This is a genomic window from Streptomyces aurantiacus JA 4570 (assembly GCF_000414115.1).
Lineage (GTDB): Bacteria > Actinomycetota > Actinomycetes > Streptomycetales > Streptomycetaceae > Streptomyces > Streptomyces aurantiacus_A.
In genome coordinates this window covers 1-20,903 of record NZ_AOPZ01000333.1, presented here as the reverse complement: position 1 = coordinate 20,903, position 20,903 = coordinate 1, and the positions used below count along the sequence as shown (strand labels likewise).

Sequence of the window (20,903 nt, the reverse complement as noted above, 5' to 3'; positions counted from 1 at the left end):
CGTGATGGCCACGCGAGCGGGCGTGAAGTGGCGTACGGCGTGCGGAGGTTGCGCGAGAGGACGAACCGGCGGGCCCTGTCCCGGAGCCACGCCGTCCTGCGATACATGCGTACCGAACCGACAACACTCGCGACGGCTGCGTCACCAGGCCGTCATGAGTCGAGGTACTGCCCACGGGGAGTGTGCCCCGCTCACTTGAGATTAACCGGCGAGTAACGAGCGCGCCAGCCCCCAGTGTCTGTGACCTCCGTCGCGACTAGGCTCGCCGCATGGATGCGGAGTTGCGGACGGTGACGGATCGCTTACGACGCGAGGCGGCCGCGTCGGGAGCGCTGAAGGCGTACGAGGAACTGCTGGCCGTGCGTGATCCGGACGAGCTCGCGGGGGCGCTGCACGCCACCGGACAGCCCCTGTGGGCGCGGGAGTTGGCGGCGGTCAAGCTCGGCGTACTGGGGGACCGGCGGGCCTTCGAATCGCTGGTGCTGCTGCTCAACCACCGGGATCCGCCGCGCTGCGCGGCGGCCGCCTACGCCCTCGCGCGGCTCGGCGATCCGCGCACGGCCCGCGCGGCGGCCGCGCTCGCCACGAACGAACTGCGCGTCGCCTACGCCCTGCACCCGGTGCGGCTGCTCACCGAGCTGCGCGCCCCGGAGTCGGCGCCCGCGCTGATCGTCACGCTGCAGCGCCGCCTCACGCCCAGCGACCCGTACGGCAAGGTCGCGCTCGCGTGCGTGGAGGGGCTCGGGGCGCTCGGGGACGCGCGGGCCATACCGGTGCTCACGGCGGCCTGCGGGCATCCGCGGCTCGCGGCGGCGGCCGCGGCGGCGCTGGCGCGGGTGTCGGTGCGGGCGCAGGGGTCGTGAGGCCCCGGCCGGGGGGTGATGCCTACTTGGGGGTGAGGCGGTAGAGGAAGCGGACGTACGGGCTCCAGCGGGCCGGGTGGCGGACCGTGCCGGTCAGGGCTCGCTCCGCGCGGTCGAGGCTGTCCTCCAGGCAGGCGTCGTGGAAGGCGCGGAACGCCAGCGGCCAGGTCAGCCGGGCCGGGCCGCGGGCGTGCATCGTCAGCGTGTGGCGCAGGATCGTGCGACCGCTCCCGTTCTCGTCGTGGTCGTCGCCGTCGTTCAGTGGGTGGACCGTGAACTCGTGGAACCCGTGGAAGCCGCGCGGGCCCGTGAAGGTGAACCGCACCCACTGCTGGGGCGCGTACCCCGCCACCGTGTACCGGACCGGGCCGTGGCCGCCGCGCGAGCCGGGGGTGAGGCCGCGGTCCAGCTTCATGGGCGGCCAGTCGCCGACAGGCCACAGCGGGTCGTCCGGGGTGGCGAGGGCGTCGATGAGCGCGCCGACCTCGCTCGGCTTGGCAGGCAGAACGCGTTCGTGGACGTTGAGGACGGCCATGGTGGCTCCAAAGTCCTGAGTAACGGGAACGGCCCCCCCGTTTTAGAGAGGCCCCTCTATTTAATTGGAGGGTACTCTCCAATACATGGCGAGGCCACCCCGGTACGACGTATCCCGCTTTCTCGACGCAGCCGTCGAACTGGCCGCCGCGTCCGGCCCGTCCGCGATCACCATGGCGGCCGTGGCCAAGGCGGTCGGCGCGCCCAGCGGCTCCGTCTACCACCGCTTCCCGGCGCGCGCGGCGCTGCTCGCCGAGGTGTGGCTGCGGACCGTCGAGGACTTCCAGGAAGGGTGGTTCGCGGCACTCGGGTCCGGCGACGGCGACCCGCGCGCCGCCGCCCGCGGCGCCCCGCGCGCCGCCGCCCGCGCGGCGGCCGTCCATGTGGTCGCCTGGAGCCGGGCGCACCCGCGCGAGGCGTCCCTGCTCCTGTACGGCTCGGCCGACTTCGCCCGCGACGACTGGCCCGAGCCCGGCCTGCGCCGGGCCGAGGAGGGCCACCGGCGGGTGGGTGAGGCCGTCGCCGAGCTGTGCGCCGCGCTCGGCGCCGAGGCCGGACCGGCCGCCGACCGCGTCACGCTCGCGGTGATCGACACGCCGCTGACGATCGTCCGCCGCCATGTGCGCCGCGGCCAGGAACTGCCGGCGCACGCGGAGGAACTGGCCGGGGAGAGCGCGCTGTTGCTGCTCGGCGAAGGCCCGGGCGTGTGAGGGGGCGGACCCGCCCTAGGAGTCCGTCGGCCGCGTCTCCGGCACCATCGCCAACGCCTCTATCTCCATGAGGAACGCGGGCCCCATCAGGGCCGCGACCTGGACGGCCGATGCCGCGGGCAGGCGGGCGGGGTCAAGATGCGCGTCCCGCGCGGCCCGGATCGCGGGCATGTGCGCCACGTCCGTGACGAAATACGTCAGCTTGATCACGTCGTCGAAGCCCGCGCCCGCGGCGGCCAGGCAGCGCCGCAGATTCTCGAAGACCTGCTGGGCCTGCGCCGCGGCGTCCCCCTCGCCGACCAGCGTGCCCTGTTCGTCGAGGGCGAGCTGACCGGAGACGGCGACGAGGCGGCCCGTGCCTGTCACGACGTGCGTGTACTGCGTCGCCGGCGCGACCCCGTCGGGGGCGTTGATGTACGTCAGTTCGCTCATGGTCACCATGGTGGACCACGGGTCTGACAACGCCCCCGACGGAGGCCCGGGGTGCGGCTGGGAAGCGGACGCCCGGGGTGCGACAGGGAACGGGTGCCCGTTCCCTGTGTTCAGCCCCGGGAGCCCAGCAGCCCGTGCAGTTCCGCGCCGCTCCCGGAAACGCCGGTCCCGGACGCGCTCGCCGCCGCGCCCTGTTCCGCCGAGCCGCGCGCCGAGCTCTTCGGCTTCGGCTGCGGCAGCGGCTTGCACACGGCGTCGACCTCACCGCCGCTGTGCGGCACCTTGCCGTTCGTCAGGTACGTCGCCAGATGCCGGTCCAGGCAGGCGTTCCCGCTCAGCGTGATGCCGTGGTTGCCACCGCCCTGCTCCACCACCAGGCTCGAACCGCGCAGCTTGCGGTGCATCGTGATCGCGCCCTCGTACGGCGTGGCCGCGTCGTCGGTCGCCTGGAACAGCAGCACCGGCGGCACCGAGGTGTTGGTGACGTCCACCGGGTGCAGCGACCGCACCGGCCAGAACGCGCACGGAGCGTTGTACCAGGCGTTGTTCCAGGTCATGAACGGCGCCTTCGCGTGCACCTGCCAGTGGTCGCGGCGCCACTGCTCCCAGTCCCGCGGCCAGCCCGCGTCCCGGCAGCCCACGGCGGTGTACACCGAGTAGCTGTTGTCGCCGGCCGCGTCCACGGCGCCGAGCCTCTCGTACGCCTTGACGAGCGGGGCTGTGTCCCTCCCGCCCTTCCCGCTCCTGCCGTCCTTCCCGTTCGCGTACGCCGCGAACGCCTCCGCCAGGAGGGGCCAGTAGCCGTCGAAGTAGCCGCCCGGCACGAAGGTGTCCTCCAGCTCGGCCGCGCCGACCTTCTTGCCGGCCGGCTTCTTGGCGAGGGCGGCGCGCATCGCGTACCACTTGGCCTCGACCTTCGCCGGGTCCGTGCCGAGCCGGTACTTCTTGTGATGCTTGGCGACCCAGGCCAGGAACGCCTTGTGCCGGGCGTCGAAGGCGAAGTCCTGGGCGAGGTTGGCGTCGTACCAGACGTTGTGCGGGTCGACCACGGAGTCCAGGGCCATGCGGCGGACCCGGTCGGGGAAGAGCCTGGCGTACACGGCGCCCAGGTAGGTGCCGTACGAGTACCCGAAGTAGTTGATCTTCTCGGCGCCGAGCGCCGCGCGGATCACGTCCAGGTCCTTGGCCGCGCTCACCGTGTCGATGAACGGCAGGACGTGCGCGTACTTCGAGGCGCACGCCTTCGCGAAGGCGCGCGCGCGGTCGAGGTTGGCCCTCTCCAGGGCGTGCGTGTACGGCACCGTGGCGGGCCGCACCGGCTTGGAGTGGCCGGGGCGGCAGGTTAGCGCGGGCTTGCTGCGTCCGACGCCGCGCGGGTCGAAGCCGATGACGTCGTAGCCGGCGGCGACCTTCTTCGGCAGCGTCCTGGCGACGAACCCGGCCATGCTCAGGCCGCTGCCGCCGGGCCCGCCAGGGTTCACCAGGAGCGGCCCCTGGTAGGTCTTCGCGGTGTGCTGGATCCGCGACAGCGCGAGGGTGATCTTCTCGCCGTGCGGGTGGTCGTGGTCGAGCGGGACCTTCAGGGACGCGCACTGGAGCTTGGGGTGGTCCTTCGTGGCGCACTTCTTCCACGAGAGGGGGTGCGGGGTGTGCGCGGTGCGCGGCGCGGACCGCGCGTCGGCGCCCGCGGCGGACGGCGCCGCCGCGACGAGACCGGTCACCAGCGCGGCGACGCCGCACAGTGAGACGGCGGTTGCTCTCATCGAGCCTCCCAGAGCGGAGGGTTCGGGGCCGCGAGGCCCACGACCCCCGCGGAATCGTCCCGGAAGGCCCGCCTGGAAGGAGGCGTTCTGTGAAGGAATGACCTGAAAGGAGCATGACGAATCCCGCGATGGCCCAGCGCAGGTCAGGGCGCTGCCCGGCCGCGGCTCAGAGCAGTGTGAGCTGGGTGGCGGCCGGTGCGGGCGTCGTCTCCCGGGGCTCGGGGATGCGGCGCGCGGCGCCCGCGCGCGAGGGGCCGATGCCGAACTCCCGGGCCAGGTCGTGCACATGGCGGGTGATCCGGCGCTGGTACCACTTGGGGGCGTAGGCCCCCTCCGCGTACAGCCGCTCGTAGCGCCGCACCAGATGGGGGTGGTGCTCCGCGAGCCACGCCATGAACCACTCGCGCGCTCCCGGCCGCAGATGCAGCACCAGCGGCGTCACCGAGGTCGCCCCGGCCTCGGCGATCGCCCGCACCGTGGCCCGCAACTGGTCCGGATGGTCGCCGAGGAACGGGATCACCGGGGCCATCAGGACGCCGCACCCGATGCCGTGCCCGCTCAGGGTGCGCACGACCTCCAGGCGCCGCCCGGGCGCGGGTGTGCCGGGCTCGACCGTGCGCCAGAGCTGCTCGTCCACGAAGCCCACGGACACCGAGATGCCGACGTCCGTGACGGCGGCGGCCTGCCGCAGCAGGTCCAGGTCGCGCAGGATCAGCGTCCCCTTGGTGAGGATCGAGAACGGGTTGGCCCGGTCGCGCAGCGCCTCGATGATGCCCGGCATCAGCGCGTACCGGCCCTCCGCGCGCTGGTAGCAGTCGACGTTCGTGCCCATCGCGATGTGCTCGCCGTGCCAGCTCGGCGAGGCGAGCCTGCGGCGCAGCAGCTCGGGCGCGTTGACCTTCACAACGATCTGGCTGTCGAAGCCGAGGCCGGTGTCCAGGTCCAGATAGCTGTGCGTCTTGCGGGCGAAGCAGTACACGCACGCGTGCGTGCAGCCGCGGTAGGGGTTGACCGTCCACTCGAAGGGCATGCGGGACGCCCCCGGCACCCGGTTCACGATCGACCTGGCCCGGATCTCGTGGAAGGTGATCCCCCGGAACTCGGGGGTGTCGAAGGTCCGTGTCGTCACCGCGTCCGCGCCGAACAGCGCGGGGTCCGCGGCGCCCCTTCGCGGGCCGTCGGACAAGTTCTCCCAGCGCATGGCGCCTCCTCCGTAGCAGTGACCAGCACGTGCCACAGAATAGAACACATGTTCCCTTGATCGTGCGAACGTGTTCCGGACCCGATTTGGGGCGCCGGTGCGCGGGGTGGTTGGCTGACCGTCCAACCCCTGGGACACCAACTGCTGGAGGAAGTGCAATGGCGCAGGTCGAGGCGGTCACGGAGCGAATCATCGCGGCGCAGCCGGAGGACGTCTTCGATGCGCTGGCCGACTACAACGGCACGCGCGCGAAGGTCCTGTCGGAGCACTTCAGTGAGTACGAGGTGCGCGAGGGCGGCGACGGTGAGGGCACCCTCGTCCACTGGAAGCTGCAGGCCACCAGCAAGCGGATCCGCGACTGCCTGCTCGAGGTGAGCGAGCCCACCGACGGCGAACTCGTCGAGAAGGACCGCAACTCGTCCATGGTCACCACCTGGCGGGTCACTCCGGCGGGCGAGGGGGCCTCGCGCGTCGTCGTCTCCACGGTGTGGAACGGCGCGGGCGGCATCGGCGGCTTCTTCGAGAAGACCTTCGCGCCCAAGGGCCTCGCCCGGATCTACGACGCCGTGCTCGGCAAGCTCGCCGCGGAGGTCGAGAAGTAGCCCCACGCGGCCGGTTGGGGCTCCCGTCCCGCCAACTCCCGTAACCCATCAGGGCTGTTGTCACGCTCACCGTTTCGAGTGGTTTTCACCGGCGGCCCGGTTGTACGCCGTAGGGCTCCCACCGGCGCATACGCGCGCCGGTGCGCGCCCGGCGGCAACTCGTCGCGCTTGCTCCCAGTTGTCGCGTAATGCGAGAAATGGGCGGCGCAGGCGCGACGAGGGGAGCAGCAGGTGGGCGGGACGACGCTGGTGAAGGGCGCCGGGCACGGCGAACGAGCGGTGGCGCAGCCCTCGGCGGCCGCCACGGCCGCCGGGGGCCCGGCCGGGGCACAGGAGCCGCCACCGCCCCCGGACGCCGCGCAGACGCCCCCGCACGGGCTCAGCCCCGCCCGGGTCCGGATGGTCTTCGTCGGCCTGATGCTGGCCCTGCTGCTCGCCGCGCTCGAGCAGATGATCGTCGCCACCGCGCTGCCGAAGATCGTCGGCGAGCTGCACGGCCTGGACAAGATGTCCTGGGCGATCACCGCGTACCTGCTGACCTCCACCGTCGGCCTGCCCATCTACGGCAAGCTCGGCGATCTCTTCGGGCGCAAGGGCGTCTTCCAGTTCGCCATCGTCGTCTTCGTGATCGGCTCCGCGCTCGCCGGCTGGTCACGCACCATGGAGCAGCTCATCGCCTTCCGTGCCCTCCAGGGCGTCGGCGCGGGCGGACTCCTGATTGGCCGACATCGTGCCGCCCCGCGCGCGGGGCCGCTACATGGGCATGATCGGTGCCGCCTTCGGCCTGGCCTCCGTCGCGGGCCCCCTGCTCGGCGGCTTCTTCACCGACCATGTCTCCTGGCGCTGGTGCTTCTACTTCAACGTGCCGTTCGGCCTGGTCACCCTCCTCGTCGTCTCCCTCGTCCTGAAGCTCCCCAAGCCCGCGGCCCGGGGCCGGCTCGACGTGCTCGGCGCGCTGCTGCTCGTCGCCGCCTCCACCTGCCTGGTGCTCCTGACCAGTTGGGGCGGCACGGAGTACGCCTGGGGCTCACGCGTCATCCTGGGCCTCGCCGCCGGAGCGGGTGTGTCGACCCTGCTCTTCCTCCTCGCCGAGCGGTTCGCGGCAGAACCGATCATTCCGCTGCGCCTGTTCCGTGATTCGGTCTTCAACATCACGGGTCTAGTGGGCCTCGTCGTCGGCGTCGCCCTCTTCGGAGCGGCCAGTTACCTGCCGACCTTCCTGCAGATGGTCGACGGCGCGAGCGCCACGGAATCCGGGCTGCTGATGCTCCCGATGATGGGCGGCGTCGTCGGCGCCTCGATCATCGCCGGGCAACTCATCAGCCACACCGGGCGCTACCGGATCTATCCGATCCTCGGAGGCGCCCTCTCCGTAGTGGGCATGTATCTGCTCTCCCGGCTCGAGGCGGACACGCCCCGGCTGCACTACAGCATCTGGATGGCCGTCCTCGGCGCCGGCGTCGGCCTGGTCATGCCGGTGCTGATCCTCGCCGTGCAGAACGCCGTGCCGCCCGCCGACCTCGGCACCGCGACGAGCGCCAACAATTACTTCCGGCAGATCGGCGGCAGCGTCGGCGCCGCGGTCTTCGGCACCCTCTTCGCCGACCGCCTCACCGACGCCCTCGCCGGCAGCCTGCCCGCGGGCGCCGACCTGCCGGACGCCGAGTCGATCACCCCCCAGCTCGTCCACGCGATGCCCGCCCCGCTGCGCGAGGGCTACATCCAGGCGTACGCCGACGCGATGCCGCGGATCTTCCTCTATCTGGTCCCGGTGCTCGTCCTCGGCCTGCTGCTCGCCTTCTTCCTCAAGGAGACCCCCCTCTTGTCCAGCGCCGTGTCCTCGAAGACCCCGCACGCCCCCCTCGCCGAGCAGGCCGCCGTCCCGGGTGCGCGCACTCCGTACGCCGCCGGAGTGCCCGTCTGCGGCACCGTGCAGCACCCGGACGGCACCGTGGTGCCCCGCGCCGCCCTGACCCTCATCGACGTCGCGGGCCGGCGGCCAGCAGATCGGGCGCGGCGCGAGCGGCGACGACGGGCGGTACGCGCTCGGCACGCCCGGTGCCGGATCGTTCGTCCTGATCGCCGCTGCGGGCGGCCACCAGCCGCAGGCCGTCACCGTCACCGTCGGCGAGCGCCCCGTGGAGCTCGACGTGGTCCTCGGCGGCGCGGGCCGCCTCGCCGGCAGCGTGCTCACCGCCGACGGCGCGCCCGTCCGGGACGCCGCCGTGACCCTCACCGACGTACGCGGCGAGGTCGTCGCCTCCACCCGCAGCGGTCGCGAGGGCGGCTACGTCATCACCGAGCTGGTGGCGGGCGAGTACACGCTCGCCGCCAGCGCGCCCGCGTTCCGCCCCGCCGCCCTGCCCGTCAGCGTGCAGGCGGCCCGGGAGACCCGCCAGGACATCGAGCTCGCCGGGGGCGCGGTGCTGCGCGGCACCGTGCGGGCCGGCGGCGGACGGGCCGTGGAGGACGCGCGCGTCACCCTGCTCGACGCCGCGGGCAACGTCGTCGACACCCTGACCACGGGCGCCGACGGCACCTTCCGGTTCGTCGACCTGTCCTCCGGCGAGTACACGGTGATCGCGGCCGGCTACCCGCCGGTCGCCACGGTGCTCCAAGTCGCGGGCGGCGGACGGACGGAGCGGGATCTGCAACTGGGCCACGAAGACTGACCCGACTGATCCCGTCTGAACCCGACTGCTCTGGACTGACCCCGACTGTCCCCGACTGCCCCCGACCGGACCCGCCCCGGAAGCCCCGTCGGTGCCCGGATCCGCCCCGGAGGCGCCCCCCCGCCGGGCCAATTCCGAAATAGCGCCGCACGGCAACCCGTGGCGGCCGTACGGTGGTTGGGGCGGTGCAGATCTTGCCGTGCCATGGGAAGGAGCCGAGGCCATGGAGCGTGGGATCCCGGACGGCGAGCCGGTGGCGGACGGCGGTGTGTCCGGCCGCGTGCCCCTTGCCGTGGTCGTCGTCGACGCAGGCGGCCTGGTCTCCCACTGGAGCACCGGCGCGCGGCGCCTGTTCGGGCACACCAAGGAGGAGGCCGTGGGCCGCCCGGCGGGCGACCCCGGCAGTTCCCTGGACGGCGGCATCTCCTACCCCGCGGCGGGCCGCGCCCGCCTGACCGTCTCGGCGCACGCGCCGGAGCGCATCGACGTCCTGTGGTGGGCCTACCCGCTCGTCGGGCCCGGCCCGGAGCGGCTGCTCGTGCTCGCCGCCGACGCCGCCCGTCTCGCCGCCTCCGGCGACCCGGACGGCGGTCGGGTGGATCACGTGGAGCGCATAGCGCCCGGCTTCGCGCTGCACACGGACTTCCCCGGGGCGGACGAGCTCGCCGGCCGTCTCCCGGAGATCCTGCCGAGCATGAGCGTCGGCGAGAGCGCCCGCATCGTCGCCCAGGTCCTCGAACTGGGCTATCCGGTCCTGGAGTTCAGCCAGCACGACCGCGTGCCCGTCACACCCGACTGGGGCGTGCCCCGCCGCGCCGAGCGCCAGGCCCGCAGGCGGCGCGCCGAAGCGGCGGCCGCCGCCGGGCTCACCCCCGCGCCCGGAGCCCCGGAGGACGACGCCGAGGACCTCGAATACGCGGCGGTGCGCGAACGTCTGGAGTTCCTCAACGAAGTGAGCGGGCGCATCGGGTCCTCGCTCGACCTGTCCCGGACCATCCAGGAGGTCAGCAGGGCCGTCGTGCCGCGCTTCACGGACGTCGCCGGCACGTACCTGCGCGAACAGGTCGTCGCGGGCGAGGGCTTCCCCGAAGGCGCGCCCGACGAGACCACGCTGTGGCACCGCGTCGCCGTCGAGCACACGGACGAGCCCGGCCGCTGGGACGACGTCGTGCCCGTCGGCGAGTCCATGCCGTTCCCCGCGCACACCCCGTTCTTCCAGTGCATGACGTCGGGCGAGCCCGTCCTCGTACCGCGCATCACCGAGGAGATGGGCAACGCCATCGCCTCACAGTTCGAGAAGCGCGACATCCGGCCGCTGATCAACCACCGCTCGATGCTGGTCGTGCCCCTGAAGGCACGCAATGTCGTCCTCGGCTTCATGATCCTGCTGCGCCACCGGGAGCGGCCCGTCTTCAACGACATGGACCGCGTCACCGGAGCCGAACTGGCCGCCCGCGCGGGCCTCGTCCTGGACAACGCCCGCATGTACACGTACCAGGAGTCGGTCGCCGACACCCTCCAGGACAGCATGCTGCCGCACATCCAGCCCCGCATGTCCGGCTGCGACATCGCGACCCGCTATCTGCCCGGCACCCTGCTCGGCCGGGTCGGCGGTGACTGGTTCGACTCGGTGAAACTGCCGGGCGCGCGCACCGCGCTGGTCGTCGGCGACGTCATGGGGCACGGCCTGAACTCGGCCGCGATGATGGGCCAGTTGCGCACGGCCGTGCAGACCATGGCCGCCCTCGACCTGCCGCCCGCCCAGCTCCTGCGCAACCTCGACGACCTCGCGCAGCGGCTCGGCGAGCACTATCTGGCCACCTGCTTGTACGCGGTGTACGACCCGATCGCAGGCGAACTGCACCTGGCCAACGCGGGCCACATCCCACCGGTCCTGGTGCGCGCCCTGGACGGCCGCAGCGAACTGCTCGACCTGCCCACCGGGGCGCCCATAGGAGTCGGCGGCGTGCCGTTCGAGTCCGTGCGGGTGCGGGTCGAGCCCGGCGACCGCCTGCTGATGTGCACCGACGGTCTGGTCGAGGTGCGCGGCGAGGACATCGGCGTGGGCCTCGCCACGCTCGTCGAGTCGGCGGCCCACCCCGCCGCCTCCATGGACGACGCCTGCGACACGATCATCCGTGCCCTCGCCGCGACGTTCTCGGAGGCGGGCCGCGGCGGCCGCAAGGACGACGTCGCCCTGCTGATGGCCCGGCTGAACGGCGTGTCCTCCGCGGACGTCGGCCACTGGCGGCTCGCGCCGGACCCCAGTGAGGTCAGCAGGGCCCGCGACCTGGTCCGGTCCCAACTGCGCGACTGGGGCCTGGACGCCGTCACGGACAGCGCCGTGCTCCTGGTCAGCGAACTCGTCACCAACGCCGTACGCCACGCGCGCGGCGGCCGCATCGGGCTGCGCCTGGTCCGCTCCGGGCGGCTGCTGTGCGAGGTCGAGGACGACGACGCGGCGCTGCCGACGCTGCTCAGCGCCGGACCCGGCGACGAGTTCGGGCGCGGCCTGCGCATCGTCACCAGCCTCGCCGCGGAGTGGGGCACGAGCCGGACGAGCGCGGGCAAGACCGTGTGGTTCGAGCTGCCCCTGCCCCGGTAGGCACGCGCCACGGGGGGCGGTCCGGGCGCACGCCGGGGGAACACGGATCGAAAGCGCCGTGAAGGTACGTGCGTGTGGCTTGTCGGGCGCCCCCGTGAGCGGTAGACCGATCTTGTCGCCGGCTTCGGCGGCGCCGGTCGCACCCTGGGGAGCTTGGCATGGGCGTCACTAGTCGGTACCAGGAGGCATGGGAGGGCTTCTGGAGCGAGGCACCGCGGGAGCCGGGCGCCGTGTTCTGGGACTCCGAGCCCGCTCTCACCGCGGGCCTCCATCTGGCCCTGTTCGAGCCGCACTTGACCGCGCCCGGCCTCGCCCTGGTGGACCTCGGCTGCGGCAACGGCACCCAGACCCGCTTCCTCGCCGACCGCTTCCCGCGCGTCCTCGGCGTCGACGTGTCGGCCGCCGCCCTCGCCCACGCCCGGGCCGCGGACCCGGCGGGCCAGGCCGAGTTCCGGCAGCTCGACGCGGCCGAGAAGAGCGAGGCCGAGCAACTCCACGCGGAACTCGGCGATGTGAACGTGTACATGCGCGGGGTGCTGCACCAGTGCGAGGCCGGGGACCGGCAGCCGCTCCTCGACTCCATCGCGGCGCTGCTCGGCGAGCGCGGGCGGGCCTTCGTCGTCGAGCCGGCCGAGGCGGCCGGGCCGGTCCTGCGCGGCCTGGCGCAGGGCGCCGACGGTCCGCCGCCCAAGCTGGCCCCCGTCTTCGCGCACGGCCTCGCACCGGGCGAGGTGGCCGACGCCGCCGTGCCGGAATTCGTCCGGTCGGCGGGCCTGGACGTGCTGGCGAGCGGCACGCTGCCGCTGGCCACGACCGAGTACACCGCCGACGGGACCCGCATCGAACTGCCGTCGAACTGGCTGGTCGTGGGGCGTCCCGAGTGACGGGACTGGTCTAGGCCAGTGAGAGTTATCCACAGCCCTGGCACGGGGTCGGCGCGAACGCGTACGGTTTCGAGGCATGAAGATCCTGATCAGCGCCGACATGGAGGGCGCCACGGGCGTGACCTGGCCCGCCGATGTGCTGCCGGGCACGCCGCAGTGGGAGCGGTGCCGGTCACTGTTCACCTCGGACGTGAACGCCGCCGTGCTCGGCTTCTTCGACGGCGGGGCCGACGAGGTGCTCATCAACGAGGCGCACTGGACCATGCGCAATCTGCTCCTCGAGCAGCTCGACGAGCGGGCCGAGATGCTCACCGGCAGGCACAAGTCCCTGTCCATGATCGAAGGCGTCCAGCACGGTGACGTGGACGGCATCGCCTTCGTCGGCTATCACGCGGGCGCGGGCATGGAAGGAGTCCTCGCGCACACCTATCTGGCCAACCAGATCACCGGCGTGTGGGTCAACGGCACCCGCGCCAGCGAGGGCCTGCTGAACTCCCACGTCGTCGCGGAGTACGGCGTCCCGGTGGTCCTCGTCACCGGCGACGACCTGGCCTGCGAGGACGCCCTCGGCTATGCCCCGGGCGCGCTGAAGGTGGCCGTCAAGGACCATGTGTCGCGGTACGCGGCGGTGTGCCGCACACCGGCCCGCACCGCGGCCGACATCCGGGCCGCCGCCAAGGCCGCCGCGGCCCTCGCCGTCCGGCACGATCCGGTGGCCGGCGGCCCGTTCACCGTGGAGGTCGAGTTCGACGCGGAACACCTGTCGATGGCGGTGACGGTTGTTCCGGGAGTGCGGCGCGTGGCGGAGCGGAAGGTCGCCTACACGAGCGACACCATGTACGAAGGCATCCGCACGTTCAAGGCGGTCACCACGATCGCCTCCGCCGCTGTCGAGGAGCAGTATGGCTGACCAGGTCGACCCCCAAGCACTGGACGAGGTCGTCCGGTTCACCTCCGAACTCATCCGCATCGACACCACCAACCGCGGCGACGACGACTGCCGCGAGCGCCCCGCCGCCGAGTACGCCGCGGAACAGCTCGCCGGCGCCGGCCTGGAGCCCACCCTCCTGGAGCGCAGCCCGGGCCGCACCAACGTCGTCGCCCGCATCGAGGGCACCGATCCCGGCGCGGAGGCCCTGCTGGTCCACGGCCATCTGGACGTCGTCCCGGCCGAGGCGGCCGACTGGCAGGTGCACCCCTTCTCCGGCGAGATCCGCGACGGCGTCGTGTGGGGGCGCGGCGCCATCGACATGAAGAACATGGACGCGATGATCCTCGCGGTCGTCCGGAACTGGCGGCGGGCGGGCGTCCGGCCGCGCCGGGACATCGTGATCGCGTTCACCGCCGACGAGGAGGCCAGCGCCCTGGACGGCTCCGGGTTCCTGGCCGACCGGCACGCGGCGCTGTTCGAGGGCTGCACGGAAGGCATCAGCGAATCCGGCGCGTTCACCTTCCACGACGGCCGGGGCAACCAGCTCTATCCGATCGCGGCGGGCGAGCGCGGCACCGGCTGGCTCAAGCTCACCGCGCGCGGCACGGCGGGCCACGGCTCCAAGGTGAACCGCGACAACGCGGTCAGCAGGCTCGCCGCGGCCGTCACCCGCATCGGGGAGCACCACTGGCCGGTGCGGCTCACCCCCACGGTGCGGGCGGCCCTCGTCGAACTCGCCGAGCTGTACGGCCTGGAGGCCGACCCGGACGCGCCCGGATTCGACGTCGACGCCTTCATGGAGAAGCTCGGCCCCACCGCCGCCCTGGTCGAGCCCACGGTCCGCAACAGCGCCAACCCGACCATGCTCCAGTCCGGGTACAAGGTCAATGTGATCCCGGGCGAGGCCACCGCCTATGTGGACGGCAGATATCTGCCCGGCGGCGAGGAAGAGTTCCGCACCACCCTTGACCGGCTCACCGGACCGGACGTCGACTGGGAGTTCCACCACCGGGAGGTGGCGCTGCAGGCGCCGGTGGACACGCCCACGTTCGCCAGGATGCGGGCGGCCGTCCAGGAGTTCGCGCCGGAGGGCCGCGTCGTTCCGTACTGCATGTCGGGAGGAACGGACGCCAAGCAGTTCTCGAGGCTCGGCATCCGCGGCTACGGCTTCTCGCCGCTGCGGACGCCCGAGGGCTTCGACTACCAGGCCCTCTTCCACGGAGTGGACGAGCGGGTGCCGGTCGAGGCGCTGCACTTCGGCACCCGGGTGCTCGACCGCTTTCTGCGCACGGCCTGACCGACCTTTGGGGGAGATGAACGACATGGCGCAGACCAAGCCGTACGGCTCATGGCTGTCCCCGATCGACGCGGCGCTCGCCGCGGCGCACGACGGCAGCCCCGCGTTCGTCGGCTTCGTGGGGGACGAGGCGTGGTGGACGGAGCCGCGCCCCACCGAGGGCGGCCGGCGGGCCCTGGTGCGGCGGCGCGCGGGCGGCCGCGAGGAGCCGGTGCTGCCCGCGCCCTGGAACGTCCGCAACCGCGTCATCGAGTACGGCGGCCGGCCCTGGGCCGCGGCCGCGCGCCCCGGTGACCCGCGCGGGCCGCTCCTGGTGTTCGCGGACTACGCCGACCAGCGGCTGTACGCGTACGAGCCGGACGTCCCCGAGGCCGAGCCCAGACCGCTCACGCCCCTGTCCGGCGTCGGCGGCGGGCTGCGCTGGGCGGACCCGCGCGTGCACCTGGACCGGGGCGAGGTGTGGTGCGTCCTGGAGGAGTTCACCGGCGAGGGGCCCACGGACGTGCGGCGTGTGGTGGCCGCGGTGCCGCTCGACGGCTCGGCCGCCGAGGACCGCGCCGCCGTGCGGGAGTTGTCCGACGGGCGGCACCGCTTCGTCACCGGACCGCGGCTCTCGCCCGACGGCGCGAAGACCGCCTGGCTCGGCTGGGACCACCCGCGGATGCCGTGGGACGGCACGGAGCTGATGGTCGCCGACGTCCGCGCGGACGGCACCTTCGACGGTGCCCGCGTCTTCGCGGGCGGACCCGAGGAGTCGATCGTCCAGGCCGACTGGGCGCCGGACGGGCGGCTGCTGTTCGTGAGCGACCGCACCGGCTGGTGGAATCTGTACCGGGCGGCGCCCGACGGCGCGGCGGTCGCGCTCTGCCCGCGAGAGGAGGAGTTCGGCGGACCCCTGTGGCAGCTCGGCCTCAGCTGGTTCGCGCCCCTGGAGAGCGGTCTGATCGCCGTCGTGCACGGCACCGGCGCCACCGCGCTCGGCATCCTCGACCCGGAGACCGGCGAGGTCGTCGACGCCGCGGGCCCCTGGTCGGAGTGGTCGGCGTCCCTCGCCGTCAGCGGCACCCGCGTCGCCGGCATCGCCGCCAGCCCCCGCAGCGCCTACGAGGTCGTGGAGCTGGACACCCGCACCGGCCGCGCCCGCGTCATCGGAGCCGCGCACGACGACCCGGTGGACCCCACGTACTATCCGGAACCCCAGATCCGCACCTTCCTGGGCCCCGCCGGACGCGAGATCCACGCCCACATCTATCCGCCGCACCACCCCGGCCACATCGCCCCCGGCGACGAACTGCCGCCGTACGTGGTGTGGGCGCACGGCGGCCCCACCTCCCGCGCCCCCCTCGTCCTCGACCTGGCGATCGCCTACTTCACCTCGCGCGGCATCGGCGTCGCGGAGGTCAACTACGGCGGCTCGACGGGGTACGGCCGCGCCTACCGCGACCGGCTGCGGGAGCAGTGGGGCGTCGTCGACGTCGAGGACTGCGCGGCCGTGGCGCTCGCGCTCGCCGACGAGGGCACCGCCGACCGCGCGCGGCTCGCGATCCGCGGCGGCAGCGCGGGCGGCTGGACCACGGCGGCCTCACTGACCACAACGGATGTGTACGCCTGCGGCACGATCCTCTACCCCGTCCTCGACCTCGGCTCCTGGCAGGACGGGGAGACCCACGACTTCGAGTCGCGCTATCTGGAGACGCTGGTGGGGCCCTACGCGGAGGTGCCCGGCCGGTACGAGGAGCGGTCGCCCGCGCGGCACGCCGAGCGCATCACCGCGCCGTTCCTGCTGCTCCAGGGCCTCGACGACGTGATCTGTCCGCCCGCGCAGTGCGAGCGCCTCCTGGAGCGGATGGAGCGGCGCGGGGTGCCGCACGCGTACATCGCCTTCGAGGGCGAGGGGCACGGGTTCCGGCGCGCGGACACGATGATCAGGGTCCTCGAGGCCGAACTGTCCCTGTACGCGCAGGTGTTCCGGCTGGAACCGGCGGGCGGCACGCCGACGCTGGAGCTGGCCAAGTGAGCCGGCCCGCCGCTGCCCCCGACTCCGTCCCGCCGCTGGTCCGGCCGCCGCGGCTGGTGCCCGGGTCACGCGTCGCGGTCGTCGCGCCCAGCGGACCCGTGCCCGAGGAGCGCCTCGAAGCGGGCCTCGACGTCCTGCGCGGCTGGGACCTCGACCCCGTCGCCGCACCCCATGTGCTCGACCGGCACCGGGAGTTCGACTACCTCGCCGGCGCGGACGCGGACCGCGCGCGGGACCTGGAGCGGGCCTGGTGCGACCCGTCCGTGTCGGCGGTGTTCTGCGCGCGCGGCGGCTATGGCGCCGCGCGGATGGTGGAGCTCCTCGACTGGGACGCCATGCGGGCCGCGGGACCCAAGGTGTTCCTCGGGTTCAGCGACATCACCACGCTGCACGAGGCGTTCGCGCGGCGCCTGGGGCTCGTGACGCTGCACGGGCCGATGGTTGCCGGGGCCGACTTCCTCAAGAACGCCCGGGCCCAGGAGCAGTTGCGCCTGACGCTCTTCGAGCCGGAGGCGGTGCGGGTCATCGCCTCGCCCGGGCGGGCGCTCGTGGGCGGCCGGGCCCGCGGGGTCACCCTCGGCGGCTGCCTGTCCCTGCTGTCGGCGGACGTGGGAGTGCCCGGGGCGCGGGCGTCCGCCCGGGGCGGGCTGCTGTTCCTGGAGGACACGGGGGAGGAGACGTACCGGCTCGACCGCTTCCTGACACAGCTCCTGCGGGCGGGGTGGCTGGACGGGGTGGCGGGCGTCGCGCTCGGCTCCTGGGAGGACTGCGATCCCTACGACGCCGTGCGCGCGGTGCTGCTGGACCGTCTCGGCGGGCTCGGCGTGCCGATCGTGGAAGAGTTCGGGTTCGGCCACTGCGACGGCGCGCTGACCGTGCCGTTCGGGATACCGGGCGAACTGGACGCGGACGCGGGGGCGTTGCGGCTCGACGCGCCCGCGCTGGCGGCGAGCGCGGGTTGACCCGCCGGGCGGGGTCGCGGTTCGTCCGGCGGGCTGGTCTCGCGGTGCCCGCGGTGCCCGCGGCGGTCGTCCGGAGCTGATGGGGCTGCGCCCCTTTCCCCCTTTTCGCCGCTCCGCGGCTCGTCCTCAAACGCCGGACGGGCTCGTCCTCAAACGCCGGACGGGCTCTGTGGCCGCTGGGCGGGCTTCTCTGTGCCGCCGGGCGCGCCCCTCACCCGGATGGCCCACCCCGCCCCACTCCTGGGCGGCGCCCACCGCGCGGGATCCCGCACCGGTGCCCATCCTGGACCCGGGGGAGTCGTCTGCCGGTCGGGCGACCCACCGACGGAACGGGACGGAACGGAAGGGTCCACACATGAGCCCCAAGAGCTCCACGGGCGGCCAGCAGAGCCCCTCGAAGGGCGGCGTGGGTGCGCTGATGACGCCCGGCCGGGTGGCCGTCGCGGTGATCGCCCTCCTCACGCTCGTCTTCATCTTCGAGAACACCCGCAACACCAAGATCCGGCTGCTGATCCCGGAAGTCACCATGCCGCTGTGGATGGCGCTGCTCGGCACGGGCCTCATCGGCGCCCTGTGCGGGGCGTTCTTCGTCGGCCGGCGCAGGTGAGCACGGGGTAGCGTGGCCGGATGCTGCGCCCCCACCACACCCCCCTGGCCGTCGGCCCCCGCGTGGGCATACGCGGCTACACCCAGGCCGACGCCGCCGAGTTCACCGCACGGGCGCTGGAGAGCCGCGAGCTGCACCGCCCCTGGCTCTTCCCGCCGACCACGGACGACAGGTACGCGGTGTACGCGCGGACGCTGACCGAGGACCCGGCCAAGGCCGGATTCCTCGTCTACGAGCGGTCGGACGGCGCCCTGGCGGGCTTCATCAACATCAACAACATCGTCGAGGGCGGCTTCCGCAGCGGGGCACTCGGCTACGGCGCCTTCGCGCACGCCGCCGGGCGCGGACTCATGACCGAGGGCCTCGCGCTCGTCGTGCGGTACGCGTTCGGGGAGCTGCGGCTGCACCGCCTGGAGATCAACGTCCAGCCCGGCAACACCGCGTCCATCGCGCTCGCCCGCCGCGCCGGCTTCCGCCTCGAAGGCTTCTCGCCCGACTTCCTCTTCATCGACGGCGGCTGGCGCGACCACCAACGGTGGGCCCTCACCGCCGAGATGACGCGTGCGCGAGAGGGCGCGGGGAAGCTGGCAGGCCCGGGCCGTTGAACGGAACCGGCCGTTGAACAAGCCGCCCGCCGTCGCGCAGGATGGCGGCATGCGGAACATCGTGATCATCGACGCCCCCTCCAACCTGGGCCTGCGCCCGCCCGCCCCCGGCACCGTGCCCGGCTGCTACAAGCTCGCGGGCGCACTGCGCGAACGCGGCATCGTGCGGCGCCTGAACGCCTTCGAGGGCGGCGTCGTGGTGCCGCCGCGCTACGACCGCGGCGACTGGCAGGAGGGCGACGGCGTCTTCAACGCGGCCGCCATCGCCGCCTACACGCCGAAGCTCGCCGACCGGATCGAGCGGCATGTGCGCGCCGGTGACCTGCCCGTCGTCCTCGGCGGCGACTGTTCCATCCAGCTCGGCGCGTCCCTGGCGCTGCGCCGCGTCGGACGGTACGGACTCGCGGCCGTCGACGCCTCCGCGGACTTCCGGCACCCCGGCAACTCGGACCGCGTCGGCGCCGCGGGCGGCGAGGAGCTGGCCCTCGCCACCGGCCGCGGCCAGCGCGACCTCACCGACATCGAGGGCCTGCGCCCCTATCTGCGCGACGAGGACGTGCGGCTCTTCGGCATGCGGGACGAGGACGAGGACCGGGCCGAGCTCGGCGAGCTGCGGATACCGACCGTCACGGTCGGCGAGCTGCGCCAGTGGGGCGCCGAGGACGTGGCCCGCTCGGCCGTCACCGGCCTGGAGAACACCGCCCTCGACGGCTTCTGGGTGCACCTCGACGCCGACGTGCTCGACCCCGCCGTGATGCCGGCCGTCGACAGCCCCGACGCCGACGGCCTGCACCCCGACGAACTCCTCGCGCTGCTGCGCCCGCTGGTGCGCTCGCCGCGCTGCGCCGGGCTCAACGTCACCATCTACGACCCCGACCTCGACCCGGACGGCACCGCGGGCGACGTGCTCACCGACGTGATTGTGGCGGCCTTCACGGAATCCTGACCGACAAAGGCCCTGGCCGGGTCGGCGCCGAGCGTGTTCCATGGTCATCGGGGGTGCATCGGCGCGTGCGCGGCGTCCCCGAACCGAGGGCCCGACCGAGGACCCGAACCGAGGAGGACGCCTTGGCGACGACCGTGCGACGCGACGTACTGACCCTGCCGGCGGCCGAGTTGGGGCCGGACAACCCGCTGCCGCCGCTCCGGCCGCTCGACGAGGCGCACCGGCTCGACGACCGGGACCTGCGGGGCCTGCCGCGCGACATGGCGCGCCAGCTCGCGTACGAGCCGCTGCGGTCGGTGCTGCCCGCGCGCATCCGCGACGGCTACGGCCGCGCACGCACCCCGACCGTCTTCGAGACGATCGTCATCGAGAACGAACGGCTGCGGGTCACCGTCCTGCCCGGCCTCGGCGGCCGGATCCACTCCCTCTTCCACAAGCCCACGGACCGCGAACTGCTCTACCGGAACCCGGTGTTCCAGCCCGCCGACTTCGCGCTCAACGGCGCCTGGTACTCCGGTGGCGTCGAGTGGAACATCGGCGCCACCGGCCACACCACGCTGTCCTGCGCACCCCTGCACGCGGCGCGCGTGACCGCGCCCGACGGCGGCGAGATGGTGCGCCTGTGGGAGTGGGAGCGGCTGCGCGACACCCCGTTCCAGGTCGACCTGTGGCTGCCGGAGGACTCCGACTTCCTGCATGTCGGCGTACGCGTACGCAATCCGCACGAGAAGCCGGTGCCCGTCTACTGGTGGTCCAACATCGCCGTTCCGGAGGAGCGCCGGGTGCTCGTCCCGGCCGACGAGGCATGGCACTTCGGGTACGCGCGTACGCTGCGGAAGGTGCCGGTGCCCGAGTACGACGGGGCCGACCGCACGTACCCGCTGCGCGGCGAGTTCGCCGCCGACTACTTCTACGACCTGCCCGACGGGGCGCGCCGCTGGATCGCGGCCGTCGACGCGGACGGGCACGGCCTCGTGCAGACATCGACGGCGCCGCTGCGCGGCCGCAAACTCTTCGTCTGGGGGACGGCCCCCGGCGGCCGGCGCTGGCAGGAGTGGCTGACCGAGCCCGGCACGGGCGGCTACGCCGAGATCCAGGCCGGGCTCGCGCGCACCCAGCTGGAGCACGTACGGCTCGACCCGGAGAGCGAGTTCGCGTGGCTGGAGTCGTACGGCCCGCTCGTCACGGACCCGGACGTGGCGCACGGCGGCGACTGGGCGGCCGCGCGCGCCGAGGCGGCGGGGCGGCTCGCCGAGGCGCTGCCGGCGTCGG

At 73.4% G+C, this 20,903-nt stretch carries 17 protein-coding genes and 1 pseudogene; 14 read left to right on the top strand and 4 right to left on the bottom strand.

The window, feature by feature from the left end; genetic code table 11:
* Positions 1 to 269 precede the first annotated feature (269 nt).
* Positions 270 to 863 (top strand): HEAT repeat domain-containing protein, encoded by a 594-nt coding sequence (locus STRAU_RS28330; protein ID WP_016643842.1) that lies wholly within the window; start codon positions 270 to 272, stop codon positions 861 to 863.
* Between the two features lie 22 nt (positions 864 to 885).
* Here STRAU_RS28330 and STRAU_RS28325 read toward each other — a convergent pair whose 3' ends face one another.
* Positions 886 to 1,398, bottom strand: coding sequence for a hypothetical protein (locus tag STRAU_RS28325; RefSeq protein ID WP_016643841.1), 513 nt, complete (start codon positions 1,396 to 1,398; stop codon positions 886 to 888).
* Between the two features lie 85 nt (positions 1,399 to 1,483).
* Here STRAU_RS28325 and STRAU_RS28320 point away from each other — a divergent pair, with 85 nt between their 5' ends.
* On the top strand, positions 1,484 to 2,107 hold the full coding sequence (locus tag STRAU_RS28320) for a TetR/AcrR family transcriptional regulator (RefSeq protein ID WP_016643840.1): 624 nt from the start codon (positions 1,484 to 1,486) through the stop codon (positions 2,105 to 2,107).
* Between the two features lie 15 nt (positions 2,108 to 2,122).
* On the opposite strand, the gene STRAU_RS28315 is transcribed toward STRAU_RS28320, so the two are convergent.
* The 3 genes from STRAU_RS28315 to STRAU_RS28305 all read right to left on the bottom strand — a co-directional run bounded on the left by STRAU_RS28315 (position 2,123) and on the right by STRAU_RS28305 (position 5,503).
* Positions 2,123 to 2,539 (bottom strand): RidA family protein, encoded by a 417-nt coding sequence (locus STRAU_RS28315; protein ID WP_037662480.1) that lies wholly within the window; start codon positions 2,537 to 2,539, stop codon positions 2,123 to 2,125.
* A gap of 110 nt (positions 2,540 to 2,649) precedes the next feature.
* A complete protein-coding gene (locus STRAU_RS28310) occupies positions 2,650 to 4,302 on the bottom strand; it encodes an alpha/beta hydrolase (RefSeq protein ID WP_016643838.1) in 1,653 nt (550 codons plus the stop codon).
* A gap of 166 nt (positions 4,303 to 4,468) precedes the next feature.
* The gene (locus STRAU_RS28305) at positions 4,469 to 5,503 is read right to left on the bottom strand and encodes an Rv2578c family radical SAM protein (RefSeq protein WP_016643837.1); all 1,035 of its coding nucleotides are present in this window, start codon (positions 5,501 to 5,503) and stop codon (positions 4,469 to 4,471) included.
* Between the two features lie 158 nt (positions 5,504 to 5,661).
* Here STRAU_RS28305 and STRAU_RS28300 point away from each other — a divergent pair, with 158 nt between their 5' ends.
* The 12 genes and pseudogenes from STRAU_RS28300 to STRAU_RS28245 all read left to right on the top strand — a co-directional run.
* Positions 5,662 to 6,105: an SRPBCC family protein gene (locus STRAU_RS28300; protein ID WP_016643836.1), complete on the top strand. Its 444-nt coding sequence runs from the start codon at positions 5,662 to 5,664 to the stop codon at positions 6,103 to 6,105.
* A 231-nt stretch (positions 6,106 to 6,336) separates the two neighbouring features.
* Positions 6,337 to 8,777, top strand: a pseudogene (locus STRAU_RS28295) (MFS transporter).
* Between the two features lie 223 nt (positions 8,778 to 9,000).
* Positions 9,001 to 11,382, top strand: a complete 2,382-nt coding sequence (locus STRAU_RS28290; RefSeq protein ID WP_016643833.1) for a SpoIIE family protein phosphatase — start codon at positions 9,001 to 9,003, stop codon at positions 11,380 to 11,382.
* A gap of 158 nt (positions 11,383 to 11,540) precedes the next feature.
* The gene (locus tag STRAU_RS28285) at positions 11,541 to 12,266 is read left to right on the top strand and encodes a class I SAM-dependent methyltransferase (RefSeq protein ID WP_037662468.1); all 726 of its coding nucleotides are present in this window, start codon (positions 11,541 to 11,543) and stop codon (positions 12,264 to 12,266) included.
* Positions 12,267 to 12,342: 76 nt separating this feature from the next.
* Positions 12,343 to 13,176 carry a M55 family metallopeptidase gene (locus STRAU_RS28280; protein ID WP_016643831.1) on the top strand — a complete coding sequence of 278 codons (834 nt, stop codon included), beginning with the start codon at positions 12,343 to 12,345 and terminating at the stop codon, positions 13,174 to 13,176.
* A complete protein-coding gene (locus STRAU_RS28275) occupies positions 13,169 to 14,494 on the top strand; it encodes a M20/M25/M40 family metallo-hydrolase (RefSeq protein ID WP_016643830.1) in 1,326 nt (441 codons plus the stop codon). The genes STRAU_RS28280 and STRAU_RS28275 overlap by 8 nt, the downstream gene beginning before the upstream one ends.
* Positions 14,495 to 14,510: 16 nt before the next feature.
* A complete protein-coding gene (locus STRAU_RS28270; RefSeq protein ID WP_016643829.1) occupies positions 14,511 to 16,511 on the top strand; it encodes a S9 family peptidase in 2,001 nt (666 codons plus the stop codon).
* Positions 16,508 to 17,473 carry a S66 peptidase family protein gene (locus tag STRAU_RS28265; RefSeq protein WP_106968076.1) on the top strand — a complete coding sequence of 322 codons (966 nt, stop codon included), beginning with the start codon at positions 16,508 to 16,510 and terminating at the stop codon, positions 17,471 to 17,473. Before STRAU_RS28270 ends, STRAU_RS28265 begins: the two co-directional genes overlap by 4 nt.
* A gap of 355 nt (positions 17,474 to 17,828) precedes the next feature.
* A complete protein-coding gene (locus STRAU_RS28260; RefSeq protein ID WP_037662465.1) occupies positions 17,829 to 18,080 on the top strand; it encodes a LapA family protein in 252 nt (83 codons plus the stop codon).
* Between the two features lie 20 nt (positions 18,081 to 18,100).
* Positions 18,101 to 18,685, top strand: a complete 585-nt coding sequence (locus STRAU_RS28255; RefSeq protein ID WP_016643826.1) for a GNAT family N-acetyltransferase — start codon at positions 18,101 to 18,103, stop codon at positions 18,683 to 18,685.
* A 49-nt stretch (positions 18,686 to 18,734) separates the two neighbouring features.
* Entirely contained in the window at positions 18,735 to 19,631 is an 897-nt protein-coding gene (locus tag STRAU_RS28250) for an arginase family protein (RefSeq protein ID WP_037662475.1), read from the top strand.
* A gap of 122 nt (positions 19,632 to 19,753) precedes the next feature.
* A partial coding sequence (locus tag STRAU_RS28245) for a DUF5107 domain-containing protein (RefSeq protein WP_037662461.1) occupies positions 19,754 to 20,903 on the top strand: 1,150 nt, incomplete at its 3' end.

What these genes read in the sequence shown, in the direction of transcription:
- STRAU_RS28330 (WP_016643842.1), top strand. Translation starts at nt 270, where the DNA reads ATGGATGCGGAGTTGCGGACGGTGACGGATCGCTTACGACGCGAGGCG.
- STRAU_RS28325 (WP_016643841.1), bottom strand. Translation starts at nt 1,398, where the DNA reads ATGGCCGTCCTCAACGTCCACGAACGCGTTCTGCCTGCCAAGCCGAGC.
- STRAU_RS28320 (WP_016643840.1), top strand. Translation starts at nt 1,484, where the DNA reads ATGGCGAGGCCACCCCGGTACGACGTATCCCGCTTTCTCGACGCAGCC.
- STRAU_RS28315 (WP_037662480.1), bottom strand. Translation starts at nt 2,539, where the DNA reads ATGAGCGAACTGACGTACATCAACGCCCCCGACGGGGTCGCGCCGGCG.
- STRAU_RS28310 (WP_016643838.1), bottom strand. Translation starts at nt 4,302, where the DNA reads ATGAGAGCAACCGCCGTCTCACTGTGCGGCGTCGCCGCGCTGGTGACC.
- STRAU_RS28305 (WP_016643837.1), bottom strand. Translation starts at nt 5,503, where the DNA reads ATGCGCTGGGAGAACTTGTCCGACGGCCCGCGAAGGGGCGCCGCGGAC.
- STRAU_RS28300 (WP_016643836.1), top strand. Translation starts at nt 5,662, where the DNA reads ATGGCGCAGGTCGAGGCGGTCACGGAGCGAATCATCGCGGCGCAGCCG.
- STRAU_RS28290 (WP_016643833.1), top strand. Translation starts at nt 9,001, where the DNA reads ATGGAGCGTGGGATCCCGGACGGCGAGCCGGTGGCGGACGGCGGTGTG.
- STRAU_RS28285 (WP_037662468.1), top strand. Translation starts at nt 11,541, where the DNA reads ATGGGCGTCACTAGTCGGTACCAGGAGGCATGGGAGGGCTTCTGGAGC.
- STRAU_RS28280 (WP_016643831.1), top strand. Translation starts at nt 12,343, where the DNA reads ATGAAGATCCTGATCAGCGCCGACATGGAGGGCGCCACGGGCGTGACC.
- STRAU_RS28275 (WP_016643830.1), top strand. Translation starts at nt 13,169, where the DNA reads ATGGCTGACCAGGTCGACCCCCAAGCACTGGACGAGGTCGTCCGGTTC.
- STRAU_RS28270 (WP_016643829.1), top strand. Translation starts at nt 14,511, where the DNA reads ATGAACGACATGGCGCAGACCAAGCCGTACGGCTCATGGCTGTCCCCG.
- STRAU_RS28260 (WP_037662465.1), top strand. Translation starts at nt 17,829, where the DNA reads ATGAGCCCCAAGAGCTCCACGGGCGGCCAGCAGAGCCCCTCGAAGGGC.
- STRAU_RS28255 (WP_016643826.1), top strand. Translation starts at nt 18,101, where the DNA reads ATGCTGCGCCCCCACCACACCCCCCTGGCCGTCGGCCCCCGCGTGGGC.
- STRAU_RS28250 (WP_037662475.1), top strand. Translation starts at nt 18,735, where the DNA reads ATGCGGAACATCGTGATCATCGACGCCCCCTCCAACCTGGGCCTGCGC.